This is a genomic window from Modestobacter versicolor, from assembly GCF_014195485.1.
Classification (GTDB): Bacteria; Actinomycetota; Actinomycetes; order Mycobacteriales; family Geodermatophilaceae; genus Modestobacter; species Modestobacter versicolor.
Genome location: NZ_JACIBU010000001.1, coordinates 2,532,879 through 2,551,796, shown reverse-complemented (window position 1 = coordinate 2,551,796; position 18,918 = coordinate 2,532,879). Strand labels below are relative to the sequence as shown.

General features: G+C 74.0%; 18 protein-coding genes. 13 read left to right on the top strand and 5 right to left on the bottom strand.

Annotated features, from left to right (window positions below; genetic code table 11):
- Nucleotides 1-51 precede the first annotated feature (51 nt).
- The 5 genes from nadC to FHX36_RS12480 all read left to right on the top strand — a co-directional run bounded on the left by nadC (nucleotide 52) and on the right by FHX36_RS12480 (nucleotide 6,758).
- Nucleotides 52-987, top strand: a complete 936-nt coding sequence (nadC, locus tag FHX36_RS12500; protein WP_343056601.1) for a carboxylating nicotinate-nucleotide diphosphorylase — start codon at nucleotides 52-54, stop codon at nucleotides 985-987.
- 3 nt (nucleotides 988-990) lie between these two features.
- Nucleotides 991-1,815 carry a type III pantothenate kinase gene (locus FHX36_RS12495; RefSeq protein WP_110553289.1) on the top strand — a complete coding sequence of 275 codons (825 nt, stop codon included), beginning with the start codon at nucleotides 991-993 and terminating at the stop codon, nucleotides 1,813-1,815.
- Between the two features lie 9 nt (nucleotides 1,816-1,824).
- Nucleotides 1,825-3,330 (top strand): lysine--tRNA ligase, encoded by a 1,506-nt coding sequence (gene lysS, locus FHX36_RS12490; RefSeq protein WP_110553290.1) that lies wholly within the window; start codon nucleotides 1,825-1,827, stop codon nucleotides 3,328-3,330.
- A gap of 141 nt (nucleotides 3,331-3,471) precedes the next feature.
- The gene (locus FHX36_RS12485) at nucleotides 3,472-3,825 is read left to right on the top strand and encodes a histone-like nucleoid-structuring protein Lsr2 (RefSeq protein WP_110553291.1); all 354 of its coding nucleotides are present in this window, start codon (nucleotides 3,472-3,474) and stop codon (nucleotides 3,823-3,825) included.
- A 389-nt stretch (nucleotides 3,826-4,214) separates the two neighbouring features.
- Nucleotides 4,215-6,758 carry an ATP-dependent Clp protease ATP-binding subunit gene (locus FHX36_RS12480; RefSeq protein WP_110553292.1) on the top strand — a complete coding sequence of 848 codons (2,544 nt, stop codon included), beginning with the start codon at nucleotides 4,215-4,217 and terminating at the stop codon, nucleotides 6,756-6,758.
- A gap of 63 nt (nucleotides 6,759-6,821) precedes the next feature.
- Here the strand turns inward: FHX36_RS12480 and FHX36_RS12475 are convergent, their stop codons facing one another.
- Entirely contained in the window at nucleotides 6,822-7,730 is a 909-nt protein-coding gene (locus tag FHX36_RS12475) for an HhH-GPD family protein (protein WP_110553293.1), read from the bottom strand.
- Nucleotides 7,731-7,901: 171 nt separating this feature from the next.
- Between FHX36_RS12475 and FHX36_RS12470 the strand changes: the two genes are divergently transcribed.
- Nucleotides 7,902-8,609: a MucR family transcriptional regulator gene (locus FHX36_RS12470; protein WP_183513782.1), complete on the top strand. Its 708-nt coding sequence runs from the start codon at nucleotides 7,902-7,904 to the stop codon at nucleotides 8,607-8,609.
- A 15-nt stretch (nucleotides 8,610-8,624) separates the two neighbouring features.
- Here FHX36_RS12470 and disA read toward each other — a convergent pair whose 3' ends face one another.
- From disA to FHX36_RS12455, 3 genes are all read right to left on the bottom strand, one after another.
- Nucleotides 8,625-9,707, bottom strand: a complete 1,083-nt coding sequence (gene disA, locus FHX36_RS12465) for a DNA integrity scanning diadenylate cyclase DisA (protein WP_110553410.1) — start codon at nucleotides 9,705-9,707, stop codon at nucleotides 8,625-8,627.
- A 114-nt stretch (nucleotides 9,708-9,821) separates the two neighbouring features.
- The gene (radA, locus tag FHX36_RS12460) at nucleotides 9,822-11,189 is read right to left on the bottom strand and encodes a DNA repair protein RadA (protein ID WP_110553409.1); all 1,368 of its coding nucleotides are present in this window, start codon (nucleotides 11,187-11,189) and stop codon (nucleotides 9,822-9,824) included.
- Nucleotides 11,190-11,246: 57 nt separating this feature from the next.
- Nucleotides 11,247-11,837, bottom strand: a complete 591-nt coding sequence (locus FHX36_RS12455; protein ID WP_146251671.1) for a copper chaperone PCu(A)C domain-containing protein — start codon at nucleotides 11,835-11,837, stop codon at nucleotides 11,247-11,249.
- A gap of 103 nt (nucleotides 11,838-11,940) precedes the next feature.
- Between FHX36_RS12455 and FHX36_RS12450 the strand changes: the two genes are divergently transcribed.
- On the top strand, nucleotides 11,941-13,506 hold the full coding sequence (locus tag FHX36_RS12450) for a cryptochrome/photolyase family protein (RefSeq protein WP_220036038.1): 1,566 nt from the start codon (nucleotides 11,941-11,943) through the stop codon (nucleotides 13,504-13,506).
- Here FHX36_RS12450 and FHX36_RS12445 read toward each other — a convergent pair.
- On the bottom strand, nucleotides 13,503-14,327 hold the full coding sequence (locus FHX36_RS12445; RefSeq protein ID WP_258372936.1) for a UbiA family prenyltransferase: 825 nt from the start codon (nucleotides 14,325-14,327) through the stop codon (nucleotides 13,503-13,505). The two genes, FHX36_RS12450 and FHX36_RS12445, sit on opposite strands and share 4 nt — an antisense overlap.
- Nucleotides 14,328-14,493: 166 nt before the next feature.
- Between FHX36_RS12445 and FHX36_RS12440 the strand changes: the two genes are divergently transcribed.
- From FHX36_RS12440 to FHX36_RS12415, 6 genes are read left to right on the top strand one after another with little or no spacing between them, the layout of a single operon-like run.
- A complete protein-coding gene (locus FHX36_RS12440) occupies nucleotides 14,494-14,976 on the top strand; it encodes a CarD family transcriptional regulator (protein ID WP_110553406.1) in 483 nt (160 codons plus the stop codon).
- A gap of 38 nt (nucleotides 14,977-15,014) precedes the next feature.
- Entirely contained in the window at nucleotides 15,015-15,674 is a 660-nt protein-coding gene (gene ispD / locus FHX36_RS12435) for a 2-C-methyl-D-erythritol 4-phosphate cytidylyltransferase (RefSeq protein ID WP_183513781.1), read from the top strand.
- On the top strand, nucleotides 15,671-16,177 hold the full coding sequence (gene ispF, locus FHX36_RS12430; protein ID WP_110554010.1) for a 2-C-methyl-D-erythritol 2,4-cyclodiphosphate synthase: 507 nt from the start codon (nucleotides 15,671-15,673) through the stop codon (nucleotides 16,175-16,177). The genes ispD and ispF overlap by 4 nt, the downstream gene beginning before the upstream one ends.
- The gene (gene cysS, locus FHX36_RS12425; protein WP_110554009.1) at nucleotides 16,174-17,574 is read left to right on the top strand and encodes a cysteine--tRNA ligase; all 1,401 of its coding nucleotides are present in this window, start codon (nucleotides 16,174-16,176) and stop codon (nucleotides 17,572-17,574) included. The genes ispF and cysS overlap by 4 nt, the downstream gene beginning before the upstream one ends.
- Nucleotides 17,556-18,539, top strand: a complete 984-nt coding sequence (gene rlmB / locus FHX36_RS12420; protein WP_246405469.1) for a 23S rRNA (guanosine(2251)-2'-O)-methyltransferase RlmB — start codon at nucleotides 17,556-17,558, stop codon at nucleotides 18,537-18,539. Before cysS ends, rlmB begins: the two co-directional genes overlap by 19 nt.
- Entirely contained in the window at nucleotides 18,536-18,910 is a 375-nt protein-coding gene (locus tag FHX36_RS12415) for a cupin domain-containing protein (protein WP_110554007.1), read from the top strand. The genes rlmB and FHX36_RS12415 overlap by 4 nt, the downstream gene beginning before the upstream one ends.
- Nucleotides 18,911-18,918 lie beyond the last annotated feature (8 nt).

Below are 18,918 nucleotides of genomic sequence, written 5' to 3'. Positions count from 1 at the left end.
CCAGCGAGCGAGGAGCGGGACGAACCACCGAGCGGAGCGAGGCATGCCGTCGTGACCGCCCCGACGCCGCGCCCCGTGCCGGCCGACCCGACCGACCTGACCGGCACCGGGCTGACCGTCGCCTGGGTCGACGAGCTGGTCGAGCGCACGCTCACCGAGGACCTCACCGGCGGCGCCCCGCTGCCCCGGGCGGCCGACATCGCGGTCAGCTACGACGTCACCAGCGCGGCCACCGTGCCCGGCACGCAGTTCGGCACCGCTGACCTGGTGGCCCGCGCCGACGGCGTGGTCGCCGGCCTGCCCGTGGCGGCCCGGGTGTTCACCCGGCTCGCCCCCGGCGCGACGCTCACCGCCGGTGCCGCCGACGGCGACCGGGTGCGCCGCGGTGACGTGCTGCTGACCGTGCGCGGGCCGGTGCGCGCCCTGCTGGCCGCCGAGCGCAGCGCGCTGAACATCGCCAGCCGGGCCAGCGGGATCGCCACCCACACCCGCGCCTGGGCCGACGCGGTCGCCGGCACCGGCGCCGTCGTCCTGGACACCCGCAAGACCACCCCGGGGCTGCGCCCGCTGGAGAAGTACGCGGTGCGCTGCGGCGGCGGGTCCAACAAGCGGATGGGCCTCTACGACGTCGCGATGGTCAAGGACAACCACGTGGCCGCGGCCGGCTCGGTGGCCGCCGCCGTCCGGCTGGTCCGCGAGCGCGCGCCGCGGGTCACCGTGCAGGTCGAGTGCGACACCCTCGAGCAGGTCCGCGAGGCGGTCGACGCCGGGGCGGACTTCCTGCTGCTGGACAACATGACCACCGACCAGCTCCGGCAGGCCGTCGCGCTGGTCGGCGACCTGGACGTCGACCTGGAGGCCACCGGCGGGCTGACCCTGGACGTCGCGCGCGAGGTGGCCGACACGGGCGTGGACTACCTGTCGGTCGGCGCGCTGACCCACTCCTCGCCGATCCTGGACCTCGCGCTCGACCTGCGGGAGGGCTGAGCGGTGCTGCTCACCGTCGACGTCGGCAACAGCCAGACCGTCCTCGCCACCTTCGACGGCGACCGGCGGGTCGACTGCTGGCGGGTGACCACCCACGCCCGGGCCACCGCCGACGAGCTGCACATGCTCTGGCGGGGGCTGCTGCGCGACACCGCGGTCACCGGCGTCGCCGCCTGCTCCACCGTCCCGGCCCTGCTGCCGGCGATGCGCCAGCTGCTGGACCGGCTGGCGGTGCCGGTCACCCTGATCGGCCCCGGTGTGCGCACCGGCGTGCCGCTGCACGTGGACAACCCGCGCGAGGTCGGCTCGGACCGGGTGGTCACCGCGCTCGCCGCGCACGAGTTCTACGGCCGGCGGCCCGACGGCACCGGCCGCCCGGTCGTCGTCGTGGACTTCGGGACGTCGACGAACGTCGACGCGATCGGCCCGGACGGGCAGTTCCTCGGCGGCGCGCTGGCCCCCGGCGTCGAGGTGAGCCTGGAGGCGCTGGCCGACCGGGCCGCGCAGCTGCGGTCGGTGGAGCTGGCCGTGCCGCCCCAGGCGATCGGCAAGAACACCGTCGCCGCGCTGCAGTCCGGGCTGGTGCTGGGCTTCGCCGGCCTGGTCGACGGGCTGGTCGCCCGGATCGCCGCGGAGCTGGTCGCCCAGTTCGGCGCCGCCCCGCTCGTCGTCGCCACCGGGGGGCTGCACCGGCTCGTCGTCGACAGCTGCCGGTCGATCGGGGAGCGTGAGCCCGATCTCACCGTGCACGGCCTGCGGCTGGCGTTCGAGCGCCACCAGTCCTCCCTCGGTGCCAGCGGTGGCGGGACGCCGTCGTCACGCCCGTAGGCTCGTCACGTGAGTGAGGAACCCTCCGGCCTGCCCGACGACGAACTCCCCGAGCAGCTGAGGGTCCGGCGGGCCAAGCTGGACCGGCTCCGCGAGGCGGGGATCGACCCGTACCCGGTCGCGGTCGCCCGCACGACCACCCTGGCCGAGGTGCGCACCGCGCACCCGGACCTCGAGCCGGACACGATGACCGGCGAGCAGGTCGGCGTCACCGGTCGGGTCATCTTCTCCCGCAACACCGGCAAGCTCTGCTTCGCGACGCTGCGCGAGGGCGACACCGAGCTGCAGGTCATGCTCTCCCGCGACCGGGTGGGCGAGGAGGCCCTCGCCGCCTGGAAGGCCGACGTCGACCTCGGTGACCACGTGCTGGTCACCGGCGAGGTCGGGACGTCGCGGCGCGGGGAGCTGTCGGTCTTCGCCGACTCCTGGCAGCTGGCGGCCAAGGCGCTGCGGCCGCTGCCGGTGGCGCACAAGCCGATGAGCGAGGAGCTGCGGGTCCGCCGCCGCTACGTCGACCTCATCGTCCGCGACGAGGCCCGCCGCACGGTGCACCAGCGCTCCACGGTGATGCGCACGCTGCGGGCCGGCCTCACCGAGCGCCGTTTCCTCGAGGTCGAGACGCCGATGCTGCAGACGGTGCACGGTGGCGCGGCCGCGCGTCCTTTCCGCACGCACATGAACGCGTTCGACCTCGACCTCTACCTGCGCATCGCACCGGAGTTGTTCCTCAAGCGGTGCATCGTCGGCGGCCTGGACCGCGTCTTCGAGATCAATCGGAACTTCCGCAACGAGGGAGCCGACTCCTCGCACTCGCCGGAGTTCGCGATGCTCGAGGCGTACGCCGCCTACTGGGACTACCAGACAATGGCCACGATGACGCGGGAACTGGTGCAGGAGTGCGCCACGGCGCTCTTCGGCGACCACGTCGCGCGGCACCACGACGGCACCGAGCTCGACCTCTCCGGTGTGTGGCCGCAGGTGCCGCTCTACACCGCGGTCTCCGACGCGGTCGGCGAGGAGGTCACCCCGGAGACGCCGGTGGAGCGGCTGCGGGCGCTGGCCGAGCGGCACGACGTCGGCGTCGACCCGGCCTGGCTGCCCGGCAAGGTCGTCGAGGAGCTGTTCGAGGCGCTGGTCCAGCACACGCTGCAGTCGCCGACCTTCGTCATCGACTACCCGGTCGACACCTCGCCGCTGACCCGGGCGCACCGCACCACGCCGGGTCTGGCGGAGAAGTGGGACCTCTACATCGGCGGCATCGAGCAGGGCACCGCCTACTCCGAGCTCGTCGACCCGGTGGTGCAGCGCGAGCGGTTCACCGCCCAGGCGCTGCTCGCCGCGGCCGGCGACCCCGAGGCGATGGCGCTCGACGAGGACTTCCTCGAGGCCCTCGAGTACGGCATGCCGCCCACCGGCGGGATGGGCTTCGGCATGGACCGGCTCATGATGACGCTCACCGGACTGGGCATAAGGGAGACGATCCTGTTCCCTTTGGTGCGCCCTCTGCACCAATAGCTCACCTGTACGGGTCGTTTTCCTCCGGAAATGCGACGGAATTGGCGTCTGTGCGCCTTTGTGTGATTCGATGACGCAGTCGAAACACGGGGCAGCAATGACGACAGTCCACATGCCCGTAGCAACAGGAGTGAGCAGACAATGGCACGCAAGGTCCAGGTGATCCTGAGCGACGACCTCGACGACAGCATCTCCGCTGACGAGACGGTCACGTTCGCACTCGACGGGACGACCTACGAGATCGACCTGTCGGAGAAGAACGCCGCCGAGCTGCGCGACGTCTTCGGCCGGTACGTCAACGCCGCCCGCAAGGTGAGCAGCCGCGGCAGCCGTTCCTCCGGCGCCGGCCGTTCCCGGGCGACCGGTGGCGGTGGCCGGATGGACCGCGAGCAGGCCGGCGCGATCCGCGACTGGGCCCGCAAGAACGGGCACGAGGTCAGCGACCGGGGCCGCATCCCGGCCGCCGTCGTCGAGGCCTTCGAAGCCGCTCACTGACGAAGGGACCCCCTCGCCCCCCACCGCTCGCAGGCTCGCGGCGGGACCCTGCGAGGGGGCCGTCCCAGCACGTCACCAGGGGCCGTTCCAGTCCCTCACCAGGCCCGTTCCCCGTCTCGGGGAGCGGGCCTGGCGGCTTTCCGGGGTGGTGCGGGTGGGGCAGGCGTCCGCTGACGGCGTAACGGCGGCGGAACAGCGCCAGTGGGACGACAGTTGTGTCCATCGAGCCCCCCGACCGGTGTCACGGCCCGACCTCGACGCCGACCGGGTGGTGCGAACTACAGTGGAGCGACCGGTGCCCAGCGCGCCGACGAACGTCGGGTGTCCACCGTCCCCTGCGAGGGGGGCACGAGCACAGCAGGTCCAGCCGGTCAGAGGAGAAGCAGCAGATGTTCGAACGGTTCACCGACCGAGCCCGTCGGGTGGTCGTCCTGGCCCAGGAAGAGGCCCGGATGCTCAACCACAACTACATCGGCACCGAGCACATCCTCCTGGGCTTGATCCACGAGGGTGAGGGCGTCGCCGCGAAGGCGCTCGAGTCCCTCGGCATCTCGCTGGAGGGCGTCCGCCAGCAGGTGGAGGAGATCATCGGCCAGGGCCAGCAGGCCCCGTCCGGCCACATCCCCTTCACCCCGCGCGCCAAGAAGGTCCTGGAGCTGTCGCTGCGCGAGGCGCTGCAGCTGGGCCACAACTACATCGGCACCGAGCACATCCTGCTCGGCCTGATCCGCGAGGGCGAGGGCGTCGCCGCCCAGGTGCTCGTGAAGCTCGGCGCCGACCTCAACCGCGTCCGCCAGCAGGTCATCCAGCTGCTGAGCGGCTACCAGGGCAAGGAGCCGGCCGCCGCCGGTGGCCCCGCCGAGGGCACGCCGTCGACCTCGCTGGTCCTCGACCAGTTCGGCCGCAACCTCACCCAGGCCGCGCGCGACTCCAAGCTCGACCCGGTCATCGGGCGGGCCAAGGAGATCGAGCGGGTCATGCAGGTGCTCTCGCGCCGCACCAAGAACAACCCGGTCCTGATCGGTGAGCCCGGCGTCGGCAAGACCGCCGTCGTCGAGGGCCTGGCCCAGGCCATCGTCAAGGGCGAGGTGCCCGAGACGCTGAAGGACAAGCAGCTCTACACGCTGGACCTCGGCGCGCTGGTCGCCGGCTCCCGCTACCGCGGTGACTTCGAGGAGCGCCTGAAGAAGGTCCTCAAGGAGATCCGCACCCGCGGCGACATCATCCTGTTCATCGACGAGATCCACACCCTCGTCGGGGCGGGTGCTGCCGAGGGCGCGATCGACGCCGCCAGCATCCTCAAGCCGATGCTGGCCCGCGGTGAGCTGCAGACCATCGGCGCCACCACGCTCGACGAGTACCGCAAGCACCTGGAGAAGGACGCCGCTCTCGAGCGCCGCTTCCAGCCCATCCAGGTCGGCGAGCCGACGCTGCAGCACACCATCGAGATACTCAAGGGCCTGCGCGACCGCTACGAGGCGCACCACCGGATCAGCATCACCGACAGCGCGCTCGTGGCTGCCGCGACGCTGGCCGACCGGTACATCTCCGACCGCTTCCTCCCGGACAAGGCGATCGACCTGATCGACGAGGCCGGCGCCCGGATGCGGATCAAGCGGATGACCGCACCGCCGGACCTGCGCGAGTTCGACGACCGGATCTCCGGCATCCGCCGGGAGAAGGAGTCGGCGATCGACGCCCAGGACTTCGAGAAGGCCGCGTCTCTCCGCGACAAGGAGAAGCAGCTGCTGGGCGAGAAGTCCGAGCGCGAGAAGCAGTGGAAGGCCGGCGACATGGACGTCGTCGCCGAGGTCGACGACGAGCAGATCGCCGAGGTCCTGGCCAACTGGACCGGCATCCCGGTCTTCAAGCTGACCGAGGAGGAGACCACCCGCCTCCTGCGCATGGAGGACGAGCTCCACAAGCGGATCATCGGCCAGGAAGAGGCCATCAAGAGCGTCAGCCAGGCGATCCGGCGCACGCGGGCGGGCCTCAAGGACCCCCGTCGTCCCGGTGGCTCGTTCATCTTCGCCGGCCCCTCGGGTGTCGGTAAGACCGAGCTGGCCAAGGCGCTCGCGCAGTTCCTCTTCGGCGAGGACGACGCCCTCATCCAGATCGACATGGGCGAGTTCCACGACAAGTTCACCGTGTCGCGGCTCGTCGGTGCCCCTCCCGGCTACGTCGGTTACGACGAGGGTGGCCAGCTGACCGAGAAGGTGCGGCGCAAGCCCTTCTCGGTGGTCCTCTTCGACGAGATCGAGAAGGCGCACGCCGATGTCTTCAACACGCTGCTGCAGGTGCTGGAGGACGGCCGGCTGACCGACGGCCAGGGCCGGATCGTGGACTTCAAGAACACGATCCTGATCCTCACCACGAACCTCGGTACGCGGGACATCTCCAAGGCGGTCGGCCTCGGCTTCCAGGCCGGGAACGACACGACCAGCAACTACGAGCGGATGAAGCTCAAGGTCAACGAGGAGCTCAAGCAGCACTTCCGGCCGGAGTTCCTCAACCGCATCGACGACATCGTCGTGTTCCACCAGCTGACCGAGGACGAGATCGTCCACATCGTCGACCTGATGCTCAACCGGGTCGAGACGCAGCTGAAGAACAAGGACATGTCGCTCGAGGTCACCCCGGCGGCCAAGAAGCTGCTGGCGGCCCGCGGGTTCGACCCGGTGCTGGGCGCCCGTCCGCTGCGGCGGACGATCCAGCGCGAGATCGAGGACGCGCTGAGCGAGAAGATCCTCTACGGCGAGATCGCCTCCGGCGAGATCATCGTGGTGGACGTCGAGGAGAACGCCGACACCACCAAGTCGACGTTCACCTTCCGCTCGGAGGCCAAGCCGATCGACCTGCCCGACACCCCGCCGGTCGCCCTCACGGGCGCTGACGGCGACGTCGAGGGCCCGGCGGCGGCGCAGGCCGAGTAGCACACCGTCTGGCAGAGGGCCGTCACCCGCACCGCGGGTGGCGGCCCTCTGGCGTTCCCCGGGCTACTCGGGCAGGGAGAAGCGGCCGTCGTCGGTCTGCACGACCAGCCCGTCGACGAGCAGCGAGTCCAGGCAGCGCGAGCGCTGGACGGCGTCGTCCCACACCGCGGTCAGTGCGTCCTCCTCGACCGGCGCGGAGGCGGCCCGCAGCACGTCCAGCAGCCGCCCACGCACCTGCCGGTCGGTGCCGGCGAACTTCTGCACCCGTCGCGGTGGCCCGTCGTGCGCCGGGTGGCCGGCCAGCCGCCAGGCGCAGCGGTCCTTCACCGGGCAGACCGGGCAGCGGGGTGTGCCGGCCACGCAGACCAGGGCACCCAGCTCCATGACCGCGACCGAGAACCGGATGGCCCGGGCGTCGTCCTCGGGGGCGAGCGCGGCGATGTCGACCAGGTCGCTGGCCCGGGCCGGCGCGGCCTCCGCCCGGCCGTGCACCAGCCGGGCGACCACCCGGCGGACGTTGGTGTCCACGACCGGCTGGCGCCGGCCGTGGCCGAAGCAGGAGACCGCCCGGGCGGTGTACGTGCCGACCCCCGGCAGGGCCTCCAGCTCGTCGATCTCGGCGGGCACCACACCGCCGTGCCGCTCGGTGATGGCCACGGCCGCCTCGCGCAGCCGCAGCGCCCGGCGGGGGTAGCCGAGCTTCCCCCAGGCGCGGATCACCTCGGCCGGGCTGGCCCCCGCCATCGCCGCCGGGGTGGGCCAACGGTCCAGCCAGCTGCGCCAGACCGGCTCCACCCGGGCGACCGGCGTCTGCTGCAGCATCACCTCGCTGACCAGCACTGCCCACGGGTCGGTGCCCGGCTCCCGCCACGGCAGGTCGCGCGCAGCACCGGCGTACCAGTCGACGACCACCTCACCGACCGGGTCCGCCGAGCTGCCCGGCGGGACGGGGGAGGGGCGCGCGCTGCTCACGGGAGCCCAGTCTGCCTCGACCGCCGGAGCGGCCGGTACGGGACCGGTCCGGCACGGTGGGTCACCACCCGGGTGGGGTTGGGTGACACCCGGGTGACCTGCGAGGACGAGCCCCCGGGAGTCGTGGCGTGGCGTGCCGGTCGGGGGTCGGCCGCCGGTTAGCGTCGCGACGTGCTGCACCCGGTCGGCCCACTGCCCACCGCCGTCTACTGGCGGCGGCGCCTGCTGGTGCTCGTCGGCCTGGTGGGCGTGCTGGGCGGCGGTGGCTGGCTGGGCATCGCCGTCGCGACCGGCGGGGCGCCGCCGTCCGACACCCAGGTCGCTGGCGCGACGGGCGAGGCGCCGGTGCCGACCCCTGCCCTGGAGCAGGTGGTGCCCTCGCTGGCCGCGGTCCAGGTGCCCACCCCCGCGCCGGTCACCTCCACCGCAGCGCCGGCCGGCCCCTCGGCGCCCAGCAGCCAGCCACCGCCGGCCGGGCCGGTCAGCGGCGGGGCGTGCAGCGACGAGATGATCACCGTCGCGGTGCGGCCGACCCCGCCGAGCGCCGCGGTGGGCACCAAGCCGACCTTCGACCTGGTGGTCACGAACGTCTCGCCCGTCGCCTGCGTGCGCACGCTGGACAAGGGGCTGCAGGAGATCGTGCTGCTCGACGGGTTGGGCAACCGGATCTGGGGCAGCAACGACTGCTTCCCGGAGGCCAGCTCGGACCAGCGGACGCTGCAGCCGGGGGAGGCGGTGGTCTTCCCGGTGCTGTGGAGCGGGCTGAGCAGCGCGCCGGGCTGCACGGCGGCGCGGTCCGCCCCCGGCCCGGGCAGCTACGTGCTGCGGGGCCGGCTGGACACCGAGGCCAGCGCCGACGCGCCCTTCACCCTCACCTAGCGGGCCGCAGGCCCGTCAGCTGTAGCGGTCGAGGATCGAGGTCTCGGCCAGCCGGGACAGGCCCTCGCGGATGCCGCGGGCGCGTGCCTCGCCCACGCCCTCGACCGCGAGGAGGTCCTCGATGGTGGCGGCCAGCAGCTTCTGCAGGCCGCCGAAGTGGGTGACCAGCCGGTCGATGATCCCGGCCGGCAGCCGGGGGACCCGGGCGAGCAGCCGGTAGCCGCGCGGGCTGACCGGGGAGTCCAGGGCGTCGGGCGAGGTGGGCAGCCCGTAGCAGCGGGCGACGGCGGAGAGGTCGAGCAGCTCGGTGGCCGACAGGGCCCGCAGGTCGGAGAGGACCTCCTCGCCGGAGCGGTTGCGGCGCCCGCTGGGCAGGTAGTCGCGGACCAGCAGCCCGCGGTCCTCCTCGACGCCGGCCAGCATCTCGTCCAGCTGCAGGGCGAGCAGCCGGCCGTCGGTGCCGAGCTCGACGACGAAGCCCTCGATCTCGTCGGCGATCCGGCGGACCATCTCCAGCCGCTGGCTGACGCTCATCGCGTCGCGCACGGTGACCAGGTCCTCGATCTCCAGCGCCGACAGCGTGGAGGCGACCTCGTCGAGCCGCAGCTTGTAGCGCTCGAGCGCGGCGAGCGCCTGGTTGGCGCGGGCCAGGATGGTCGTCGGGTGCTCGAGGGTGTACCGCCGGCCGGCGACGTAGACCGAGATGATGTGCATCGACTGGCTGACCGAGATCACCGGGAAGTCGGTCTGCAGGGCGACCCGCTCGGCGGTGCGGTGCCGGGTGCCGGACTCCTCGGTGGGGATGGTCGGGTCGGGCATCAGGTGCACGCCGGCGCGGACGATCCGGGTGCCGTCGTAGGAGACGATCACCGCGCCGTCCATCTTGGCCAGCTCGCGCAGCCGGGTGGCCGACAGGGCGACGTCCAGGGCGAAGCCACCGGTGCACAGCGACTCGACGACCCGGTCGTAGCCGAGCACGATCAGCGCGCCGGTGCGGCCGGCCAGGATCCGCTCGAGACCGTCCCGGAGGGCGGTGCCGGGGGCGATCCGGCCGAGCAGTTCCCGCAGCGAGGCCTCAGGGTCCACAGCGGGGGGCACGAGCGCTCCTGACAGTCGGGTGGTACGGGGGCCGATTCTACGGTGCCGGGGCCGGGCCCCGGCCACCTCGGGTCGCCGGTGGGTGTGACCCCGGTCCTGATCGGCGCTCCGGCGTCACCACAGCCGGGTGAAGGCGGCGCCCAGATCGGGCACCTCGATCAGCCGCATGCCCTTGGGCGCGGGGCCGGAGTCCTCGGGCACGAGGGCGGCGGTGTAGCCCTGCCGGGCGGCCTCGGCCAGCCGGCGGCCCATGCCGCCCACCCGCCGGATCTCCCCGGACAGGCCGACCTCGCCCAGCGCGATCACGCCCAGCGGCAGGGGGCGGTCCTTGGCGGCGGAGGCGATGGCGAGCGCGAGGGCCAGGTCGGCGGCCGGCTCGACGATCCGCACGCCGCCCACGGACGCGGCGAAGACGTCGGCCTCGGCCAGCTTCACCCCGCCCCGGCGCTCGACGACGGCGTTCACCATCGCCACCCGCTGGGAGTCCAGCCCGCTGACCGCGCGGCGCGGGGAACCGCCGCCGCCGGAGGTGGCCACCAGGGCCTGCACCTCGGCCAGCAGCGGCCGGCTGCCCTCCATCGTCACGGTCACGCAGCTGCCCGGCACCGGCGCCGACCGGCGGGAGACGAACAGGTGCGACGGGTCGGGCACCCCCACCACGCCGGTGTCGCCGATCTCGAAGCAGCCGATCTCGTCGGCGGGGCCGAACCGGTTCTTGGTGGCCCGCACCATGCGCAGCGTCGAGTGCCGCTCGCCGTCGAAGGAGATGACCACGTCGACCAGGTGCTCGAGGGCGCGCGGCCCGGCGATCGCGCCGTCCTTGGTCACGTGGCCGACCAGGATCGTGGTCATCCCGCGGCTCTTGGCCACCCCGGTGAGCGCGCTGGCGACGGCGCGCACCTGGGTGGCGCCGCCGTCGGTGCCGTCGACGGCGGGGGAGCGGACGGTCTGCACGCTGTCGAGGACCAGCAGGGACGGGTTCACGTCCTCGACGTGGGAGAGCACGGCCGACAGGTCGGTCTCGGCGGCGAGGTAGAGCTGGTCGTGCAGCGCACCGATCCGCTCCGCGCGCAGCCGGACCTGCGCCGCGGACTCCTCGCCGGAGACGACGAGCGTCGGGCCGTTGGTCTCGGCCACCTTGTGGGCGACCTCGAGCAGCAGCGTCGACTTGCCCACCCCGGGCTCACCGGCGACGAGCAGCACGGCACCGGGCACCAGGCCCCCGCCGAGCACCCGGTCGAACTCGGGGATGCCGGTGGGCACGGCGCGGGCGCCGGCCAGCTCGACCTGGCCGATCGGCCGCGCCTTGGCGGTGACCGGCCCGGCCGAGACCGACCGGAGCGGGGAGGAGGAGGCGGCGCCGACCTCGGCGATGCTGCCCCAGGCCTGGCACTCGGGGCAGCGGCCGACCCACTTGGGGGAGGTGTAACCGCACTCGGTGCAACGGTGGGCGGGGCGGGACTTCACACCGGATGCTGGCACGCCGCCATCATGACGGCGGGGTCCGACAGTCCGGGCGCGAGCCCCGGGACCGGCAGGTCAGCCGCCTGCCTGGTCCTCTTCGTCTTCCGGACCGTGGAAGTCGAACGGCTCGCCGCGGGGCAGGTCGCGGGTGGCGTAGCCCACCGGGACGGCCACGGTGATCTCGCCGGCCTCCTCGAAGGTGAAGGTGACGTCGACGTACTGGCCGACCCCGATCTCCTCCGCGAGCCCGACCAGGGTCACCGAGGGACCGTCGCCGTTGCCCATGTACAGCGTGCCGCCGGCCGGGACGGCGAGGTCCAGGGAGCCGGAGCCACCGCCCGCGGCGACCGCATCGGCCGCGCTGGGGTCGACGACCTCGACGTCCTCGAAGTCCTCGCCCTCGATGGAGACCAGGGTGTCCTCGGTGGGGGTCGGGTTGGCGACCGCGCCGAGCAGCCGGGCGTCACCGCCGCTGGGGTAGACGCCACCGGTCGGGTAGGGCAGCTCGAGGGCCCGCAGGGCGAGGTCGCCCACGTTGGCCAACGCACCGATCTTGTCCCGGTCCTGCGTCGCCGTCTGCGCGACCTGGCCTGCGCTGCAGGCGCCGAGCGCGATCGGGGAGAGCAGCAGGACACCCATCGCGGCAGCGCGCGGAGCGCGGATCACAGCGTCGACCTCCAGGAGACGTGCCGGTCACCGAGGGATCCGGGGACACGGGTCGCGCTGAGCGTAACGGTCACCCGAGGATGTCCGCTGGGAGGTGAGGGACATGGCCGCACGCACGCACCACGACCTGCCGGGGGACGGCGACCCGGCGTTGGCCGACTTCGCAGGTCACGCTCCCGACACCCGCCGCTGGTGCTTCGCCGACCAGCTCGGACCGCACTTCCTCGACGCGCCGGACCAGCCGGTGCTGCTGGTCGAGTCGCGCGGGGTGTTCCGGCGGCGGCGGTTCCACCGGCAGAAGGCGCACCTGCTGCTCTCGGCGCTGCGGCACCGGGCGGCCGAGCTCGGCGACCAGGCGCTGTTCCTGCAGACCGACACCTACGCGGAGGCGCTGGACCAGGTGCGCGAGCCGCTGTCGGTCTGCGCGCCGACCACCTGGCCGGCCCGCGACTTCGTCCTGCGCCGTCCCGGGGTCACGGTGCTCGAGGCGCGGGGGTTCGTGACCCGGCAGGCCGACTTCCGGCGCTGGGCGGCGAGCCGCTCGCGGCAGCGGCTGCTGATGGACGACTTCTACCGGGTGGCCCGCCGGGCCCACGACGTCCTGATGGACGGCGCGGAACCGGCCGGCGGCACCTGGAACCTCGACCACGACAACCGCCAGCCCCCGCCGGCCGACGGCCGGGTCGACGCCCCGCCACCGTGGTGGCCGGTCGAGGACGAGATCGACGAGCAGGTCCGCGCCGACCTGGACCGCTGGGAGGCCGACGGCGACGTGGCGTTCGTCGGTGACGACGGCCCGCGGCTGTTCCCGGTCACGCACGCCGAGACCCAGGAGCGGCTGGCCGACTTCCTGACCCACCGGCTGCGCGCGTTCGGGCCGCACGAGGACGCCATGCTCAGCGGCGACCCGTGGCTGGCCCACTCGATGCTGTCCGCGTCGTTGAACCTCGGGCTGGTCGACCCCGCGGACGTCGTGCACCGTGCGGACGCCGCCTGGCGCGAGTCAGTCGCGGCCGGCGACCCGCTGCCGCTGAACTCGGTCGAGGGGTTCGTCCGCCAGGTGATGGGCTGGCGGGACTGGATCTGGCACCTGTACTGGCAGCTGGGCCGCGACTACCGGCACGGCAACGCCCTGGAGGCGCACGAGGAGGTGCCGGGCTGGATGGGCGAGCTGGAGGCCGAGGCGGTCGGTGCCAACTGCCTGTCGCACGTGCTCGCCGACGTCCGGGAGCGCGGCTGGGTGCACCACATCCCGCGGCTGATGGTGCTGGGCAACTACGCCCTGCAGCGCGGGATCGAGCCGCTCGCGATCACCGACTGGTTCCACCGCATGTTCCTCGACGGCTACGACTGGGTGATGGTGGCCAACGTCGTCGGGATGAGCCAGCACGCCGACGGCGGGGTGCTGGCCACGAAGCCCTACGCCGCGGGCGGGGCCTACATCGACCGGATGAGCGACTACTGCGGCGGCTGCCGGTACGACCCGAGGAAGCGGCTGGGGGAGGACGCCTGCCCGTTCACGGCGGGCTACTGGGCCTTCCTGGAGCGCAACCGCGAGCGGCTGGCCGGCAACCTGCGGATGCGCCAGCCGCTGGCCGGGCTCGGCCGGCTCAAGGACCTCGACGCCGTCGTCGACCAGGAGGTGCGGCGCGGCACGGACGCGCCCTAGGTCAGCGCGGCGCCGCCGGCGAGCAGCAGCACGACGTCGAGCACGGTCAGCAGCATCACCGCGGGGAAGGCGGCCCGCCGGGCACGCGGGCTGCCGGCCAGCGCGGCGAGGACGACGGCGGGCGCGGCGAGCACGCACGCCGCCCAGCCCAGCGCGCCCGGCGGACCGTCCGGGCCGAGCACCAGCAGCAGCGACGCCACCCCCAGCAGCAGCGCGCCGGCCACCGCGGAGGGGACCGCGCCGATCCGGTGCGGCAGGCCGCGCACCCCGGTGGCCAGGTCGTCGTCGACGTCCGGGGCGACGTTCGCGACGTGGGCCGCCCCGCCCAGCGCGGCGCCGGCGGCGACCAGCCACCACGGCGCGCCGGGTGCCCCGGGGGCCGCCGCGACGACGCCGGCTGGCAGCGCCCCGAACCCGGTCAGGTAGGGCAGCGGGGACAGCGCCGTGCGCTTGAGGCCCGCGTCGTAGGCCAGCCCGCTGGCGACCAGCACCAGCAGCAGCACCCCGGGGACGACGCCGAGCAGCAGCGAGAGGACGACGGCCAGGACGACGGCGACCCCGGTGCCCGCGCGCAGCGCCCCGGGGGTGACGGCGCCCTGCACGACCGGCTTGTCCTGCCGGCCGACGGCGCGGTCGCGGTCGGCGTCCAGCCAGTCGTTGCACCAGCCGATGGCCGCCTGACCTGCGAGGACGGCGGCCCCGACGAGCACGGCGCGGCCCGGGCCGACGTCGGCGGCGACGGCCAGCAGGACGGCGACGGCGGTCACGGCGAGGGCCGGCCCCAGGTGCGTCGCGCGGGCCAGCGCGGCGGCCGTGCGCACGGGGCCCGTGCGGCTCCCAGGAGCGCTCACCTGCACACCGACCACCTCCCTGTCAAGACCGAGCTGGCCACGATCGTGGCGCTGACCTGCACTTTTGTCGGACTCTGACGAGCCGGACGGCATTCTCCCGTGGTAACCTGGGGCGAGCGAAAGGGGTCACATACACATGGGCTTCACTGTTGGCGAGACCGTTGTCTACCCGCACCACGGCGCGGCGCTCATCGAGGCGATCGAGCAGCGCACCATCAAGGGCGTCGAGAAGTCCTACCTCGTGCTGAAGGTCGCCCAGGGCGACCTCACCGTCCGCGTCCCCGCGGACAACGCCGAGATCGTCGGCGTGCGCGACGTCGTCGGCCAGGAGGGCCTGAACAAGGTCTTCGAGGTCCTGCGTGCACCCCACACCGAGGAGCCGACCAACTGGTCGCGGCGCTACAAGGCCAACCTCGAGAAGCTGGCCTCCGGTGACGTGAACAAGGTGGCCGAGGTCGTGCGCGACCTCTGGCGCCGGGACAAGGACCGCGGCCTGTCCGCCGGGGAGAAGCGCATGCTCTCCAAGGCGCGCCAGATCCTGGTCAGCGAGCTCGCGCTCGCCGAGGGCACCAACGAGGACAAGGCCGAGCTGCTGCTCGACGAGGTCCTCGCCTCCTGAGCACCCTGCTCCACCCCAGAGACACCCAGACCACTCCCGTGCACGCTGTCGGCATCGTCGCAGCGGCCGGGAGTGGTCTGCGTCTGGGGGCAGAACTCCCCAAGGCGCTGGTCGCGCTGGGCGGCCGGCCGCTGGTCTGCTGGGCCGTCGAGTCGCTGCGCGCCGGCGGGGTCGACGAGCTCGTCGTCGCCGTGCCCGCCCCGCAGCGGGCCGCCTTCACCGCCGTCCTCCCCGACGACGTGCACGTGGTCGTCGGGGGTGACACCCGCACCGCGTCGGTCCGCGCCGCGCTGGCCGCCGCCCGCGAGCACGCCGACGCCGTCCTGGTGCACGACGCCGCCCGGCCGCTGACCCCGCCCGAGGTGGTCGCCCGGGTGCTCGCCGCGCTGGCGGCCGGTGCTGCGGCGGTCGTGCCGGTGCTCCCGGTCGTCGACACCACGGTGGTGGTCGACGCCGACGGGCTGGTCAGCGCCGACGTCGCCCGCGCCCCGCTCCGCCGGGTGCAGACCCCGCAGGGCTTCGAGCGCGCGACCCTGGTGGCCGCCTACGCCCGCGCGCACGGCGCCGCCGCCGAGTTCACCGACGACGCCAGCGTGGTCCGAGCCGCCGGCGTGCCGGTGCACACCGTGGCCGGCGACGAGCGGGCCGCCAAGATCACCGTGGCCCACGACCTCCGGCTGGCGGAGCTCCAGCTGTGACCCCCCTCCCGAGGGTCGGGATCGGCACCGACGTGCACCCGATCGAGGCCGGCCGGGCGTGCTGGCTGGCCGGGCTCGAGTGGCCGGGGGCCGACGGCTGCGCCGGGCACTCCGACGGCGACGTCGTCGCGCACGCCCTCACCGACGCGCTGCTCTCGGCGGCCGGGCTCGGCGACATCGGTGGCCTGCTGGGCACCGACGACCCGCGCTGGGCGGGGGCCCGCGGGGCCGCCGTCCTGGAGCACGTGCGCGAGGTGCTGGCCGGCGCGGGCTTCGAGGTCGGCAACGCTGCGGTGCAGCTGATCGGCAACACCCCGAAGGTGTCGACCAGGCGGGCCGAGGCCGAGGCGGTGCTCTCCGCGGCGCTCGGCGCCCCGGTCAGCGTGACGGCCACGACCACCGACGGCCTGGGCCTGACCGGCCGCGGTGAGGGGCGGGCCGCGGTGGCCACCGCGCTCGTGGTCCGGAGCACCGCCGGCACGCCCGTAGAATCCACCCGGTGAGCCTCCGCCTGTACGACACGGCCGCGCGTGCCGTGCGCGACTTCACGCCCCTGCGTGCGGGACGGGTCTCCATGTACGTCTGCGGCCTGACCGTCCAGGGGCCGCCGCACATCGGGCACGTCCGCTTCGCGCTCGCCTTCGACGTGCTGCGCCGCTGGCTGACGTACACCGGCCACGAGGTCACCTACGTCCGCAACGTCACCGACGTCGACGACAAGATCCTCACCAAGTCCGCGGCGGCCGGCGAGCCGTGGTGGGCCTGGGCCTACGAGAACGAGCGGGCCGCCACCCGGGCCTACGAGGTCCTCGGCACGCTGCCGCCCACCTACGAGCCGCGGGCCACCGGGCACGTCCCGGAGATGGTCGAGCTGATCCAGCAGCTCATCGACGGCGGGCACGCCTACGCCGTCGACGGCGACGTGTACTTCGACGTCCGGTCCTTCGCCGGCTACGGCGAGCTGTCCGGGCAGCGGCTGGCCGAGCTGGAGCCGGCGGCCGACACCGAGACCGACGAGCGCAAGCGCGACCCCCGCGACTTCGCGCTGTGGAAGTCGCACAAGCCCGGCGAGCCGGAGACCGCCTCGTGGGCCACCCCGTGGGGCCGCGGCCGGCCGGGCTGGCACCTGGAGTGCTCCGCGATGGCCGAGAAGTACCTGGGCCCGGAGTTCGACGTCCACGGCGGCGGGCTGGACCTGCGCTTCCCGCACCACGAGAACGAGCGCGCCCAGTCCCAGGCCGCCGGGCACGGCTTCGCCCGCTACTGGCTGCACAACGCCTGGGTCACCATGGGCGGCGAGAAGATGAGCAAGTCGCTGGGCAACACGCTGCTGGTCGACGAGGTCGTCCAGCGGGTGCGCCCGGTCGAGCTGCGGTACTACCTGGTCGCCCCGCACTACCGCTCGATGATCGAGTTCACCGAGTCCGCGCTGGCCGAGGCCGCGACCGCCTACGGGCGGCTGGAGTCCTTCGTCCGGCGCGCCGCCGAGCGGGTCGGGCCGGACGCCGGCAAGCCGGTGCTGGCCGACGCGTTCACCGCCGCGCTGGACGACGACCTGGCCACCCCGGCGGCGATCGCCGCCGTCCACGAGGCGGTCACCGCCGGCAACACCGCGCTGGCCGCCGACGACGAGCCCGCGGTCGCCGCGGCGCTCGGCTCGGTGCGGGCCATGCTCGGCGTGCTCGGCCTCGACCCGCTCGACCCCCAGTGGGCCACCGCCGGCGGTGACCGCCTCGCCGGCGTCACCGACGGCCTCGTGCAGCTCGCCCTCGAGCAGCGCACCGCCGCTCGGGCCCGCAAGGACTACGCGTCAGCTGACGCGATCCGGAACCAGCTCGGCGCCCTGGGCGTGCAGGTCGAGGACACCCCCCAGGGCACACGATGGGAGCTGACCACCTGATGGCCGGCAACAGCCAACGACGCGGCCGCTCGGCCGGCGCCGGCAAGAAGACCGCCACCTCCGGCACCGGCGGCAAGAACCGCCGCTCGCTGGCCGGTCGGGGCGCCACCCCGAAGGCCACCGAGCGGCCGCACCACCCCGCGTACAAGGCGGCCAAGGCCGCCGCGGCGCGCCAGGACAACCGGCAGCGGGTGCAGCGGCGCAACGCCGAGGCCCCCGAGCTGCTGCTCGGCCGCAACCCGGTGCTCGAGGCGCTGCGCGCGGAAATCCCGGCGACCGCGCTGTACGTGGTCACCGGCGACTCCAGCCGCGGCGGCACCGACGAGCGGATCGCCGAGTCCGTGCAGCTGGCCGCCGACCGCGGCCTGCCGCTGCTGGAGGTCGGCAAGGCCGAGTTCGACCGGATGTCCAACGGTGCGCTGCACCAGGGCATCGGGCTGATGGTGCCGCCCTACGACTACGCGCACCCGGACGACCTGCTCGACATCGCCCGCGACTCCGGGCGCCCGCCGCTGCTGGTGGCGCTCGACGGGGTCACCGACCCGCGCAACCTGGGCGCGATCATCCGCTCGGCGGCCGCGTTCGACGCGCACGGCGTCGTCGTCCCCGAGCGCCGGTCGGTCGGCATGACCGGCTCGGCGTGGCGCACCAGCGCCGGCGCGGCAGCCCGGCTCAAGGTGGCCCGGGCGGTCAACCTGGCCCGCTCGCTGGGCTCGTACCAGGACGCCGGCCTGCAGACCGTCGGCCTGGCCGCCGACGGCGACATGAGCATCCACGACTACGACGGCTTCGCCGACCCGATCGCGCTGGTGGTCGGGGCCGAGGGTGCCGGGCTGTCCCGGCTGGTGCGGGAGCGGTGCGACGTCGTGCTGTCCATCCCGATCACCAAGGACACCGAGTCGCTCAACGTCAGCGTCGCCGCCGGCATCGCGCTGTTCGCGGCGGCCTCCGCCCGCCGGGGATGACCTCCCCGCCCACGGCGGTGCGGCTCGGGCTCGAGCCGCACCCCGAGGGCGGCTGGTACCGGCGCACCTGGACCTCGCCGGCCGCGGTGGGCGACCGCCCGGCGGCCACGGCGATCCTGTTCCTGCTCACCGCGGGGGAGCGCTCGGCCTGGCACCGCGTCGACGCCGACGAGCTGTGGCTGTGGCACGGCCCGGGGCCGCTGACCCTGCAGCTGCGCGACCCGGACGAGGAGCACGAGCTCGGCCCGGGCGCCGTCCAGCTGCTCGTGCCGGCCGGGCGCTGGCAGGCCACCGCCCCGGCGGGCGGTGAGGTGCTGGTCAGCTGCGTGGTCTCGCCGGGCTTCCGGTGGAGCGGCTTCACCCTGGGGTGACGGCGAGG

Excerpts from the sequence above, each read along its gene's own strand:
- FHX36_RS12485 (WP_110553291.1), top strand. The coding sequence starts at position 3,472 with ATGGCACGCAAGGTCCAGGTGATCCTGAGCGACGACCTCGACGACAGC.
- FHX36_RS12480 (WP_110553292.1), top strand. The coding sequence starts at position 4,215 with ATGTTCGAACGGTTCACCGACCGAGCCCGTCGGGTGGTCGTCCTGGCC.
- FHX36_RS12450 (WP_220036038.1), top strand. The coding sequence starts at position 11,941 with ATGGCCGCACGCACGCACCACGACCTGCCGGGGGACGGCGACCCGGCG.
- FHX36_RS12440 (WP_110553406.1), top strand. The coding sequence starts at position 14,494 with ATGGGCTTCACTGTTGGCGAGACCGTTGTCTACCCGCACCACGGCGCG.
- rlmB (WP_246405469.1), top strand. The coding sequence starts at position 17,556 with ATGGGAGCTGACCACCTGATGGCCGGCAACAGCCAACGACGCGGCCGC.
- FHX36_RS12415 (WP_110554007.1), top strand. The coding sequence starts at position 18,536 with ATGACCTCCCCGCCCACGGCGGTGCGGCTCGGGCTCGAGCCGCACCCC.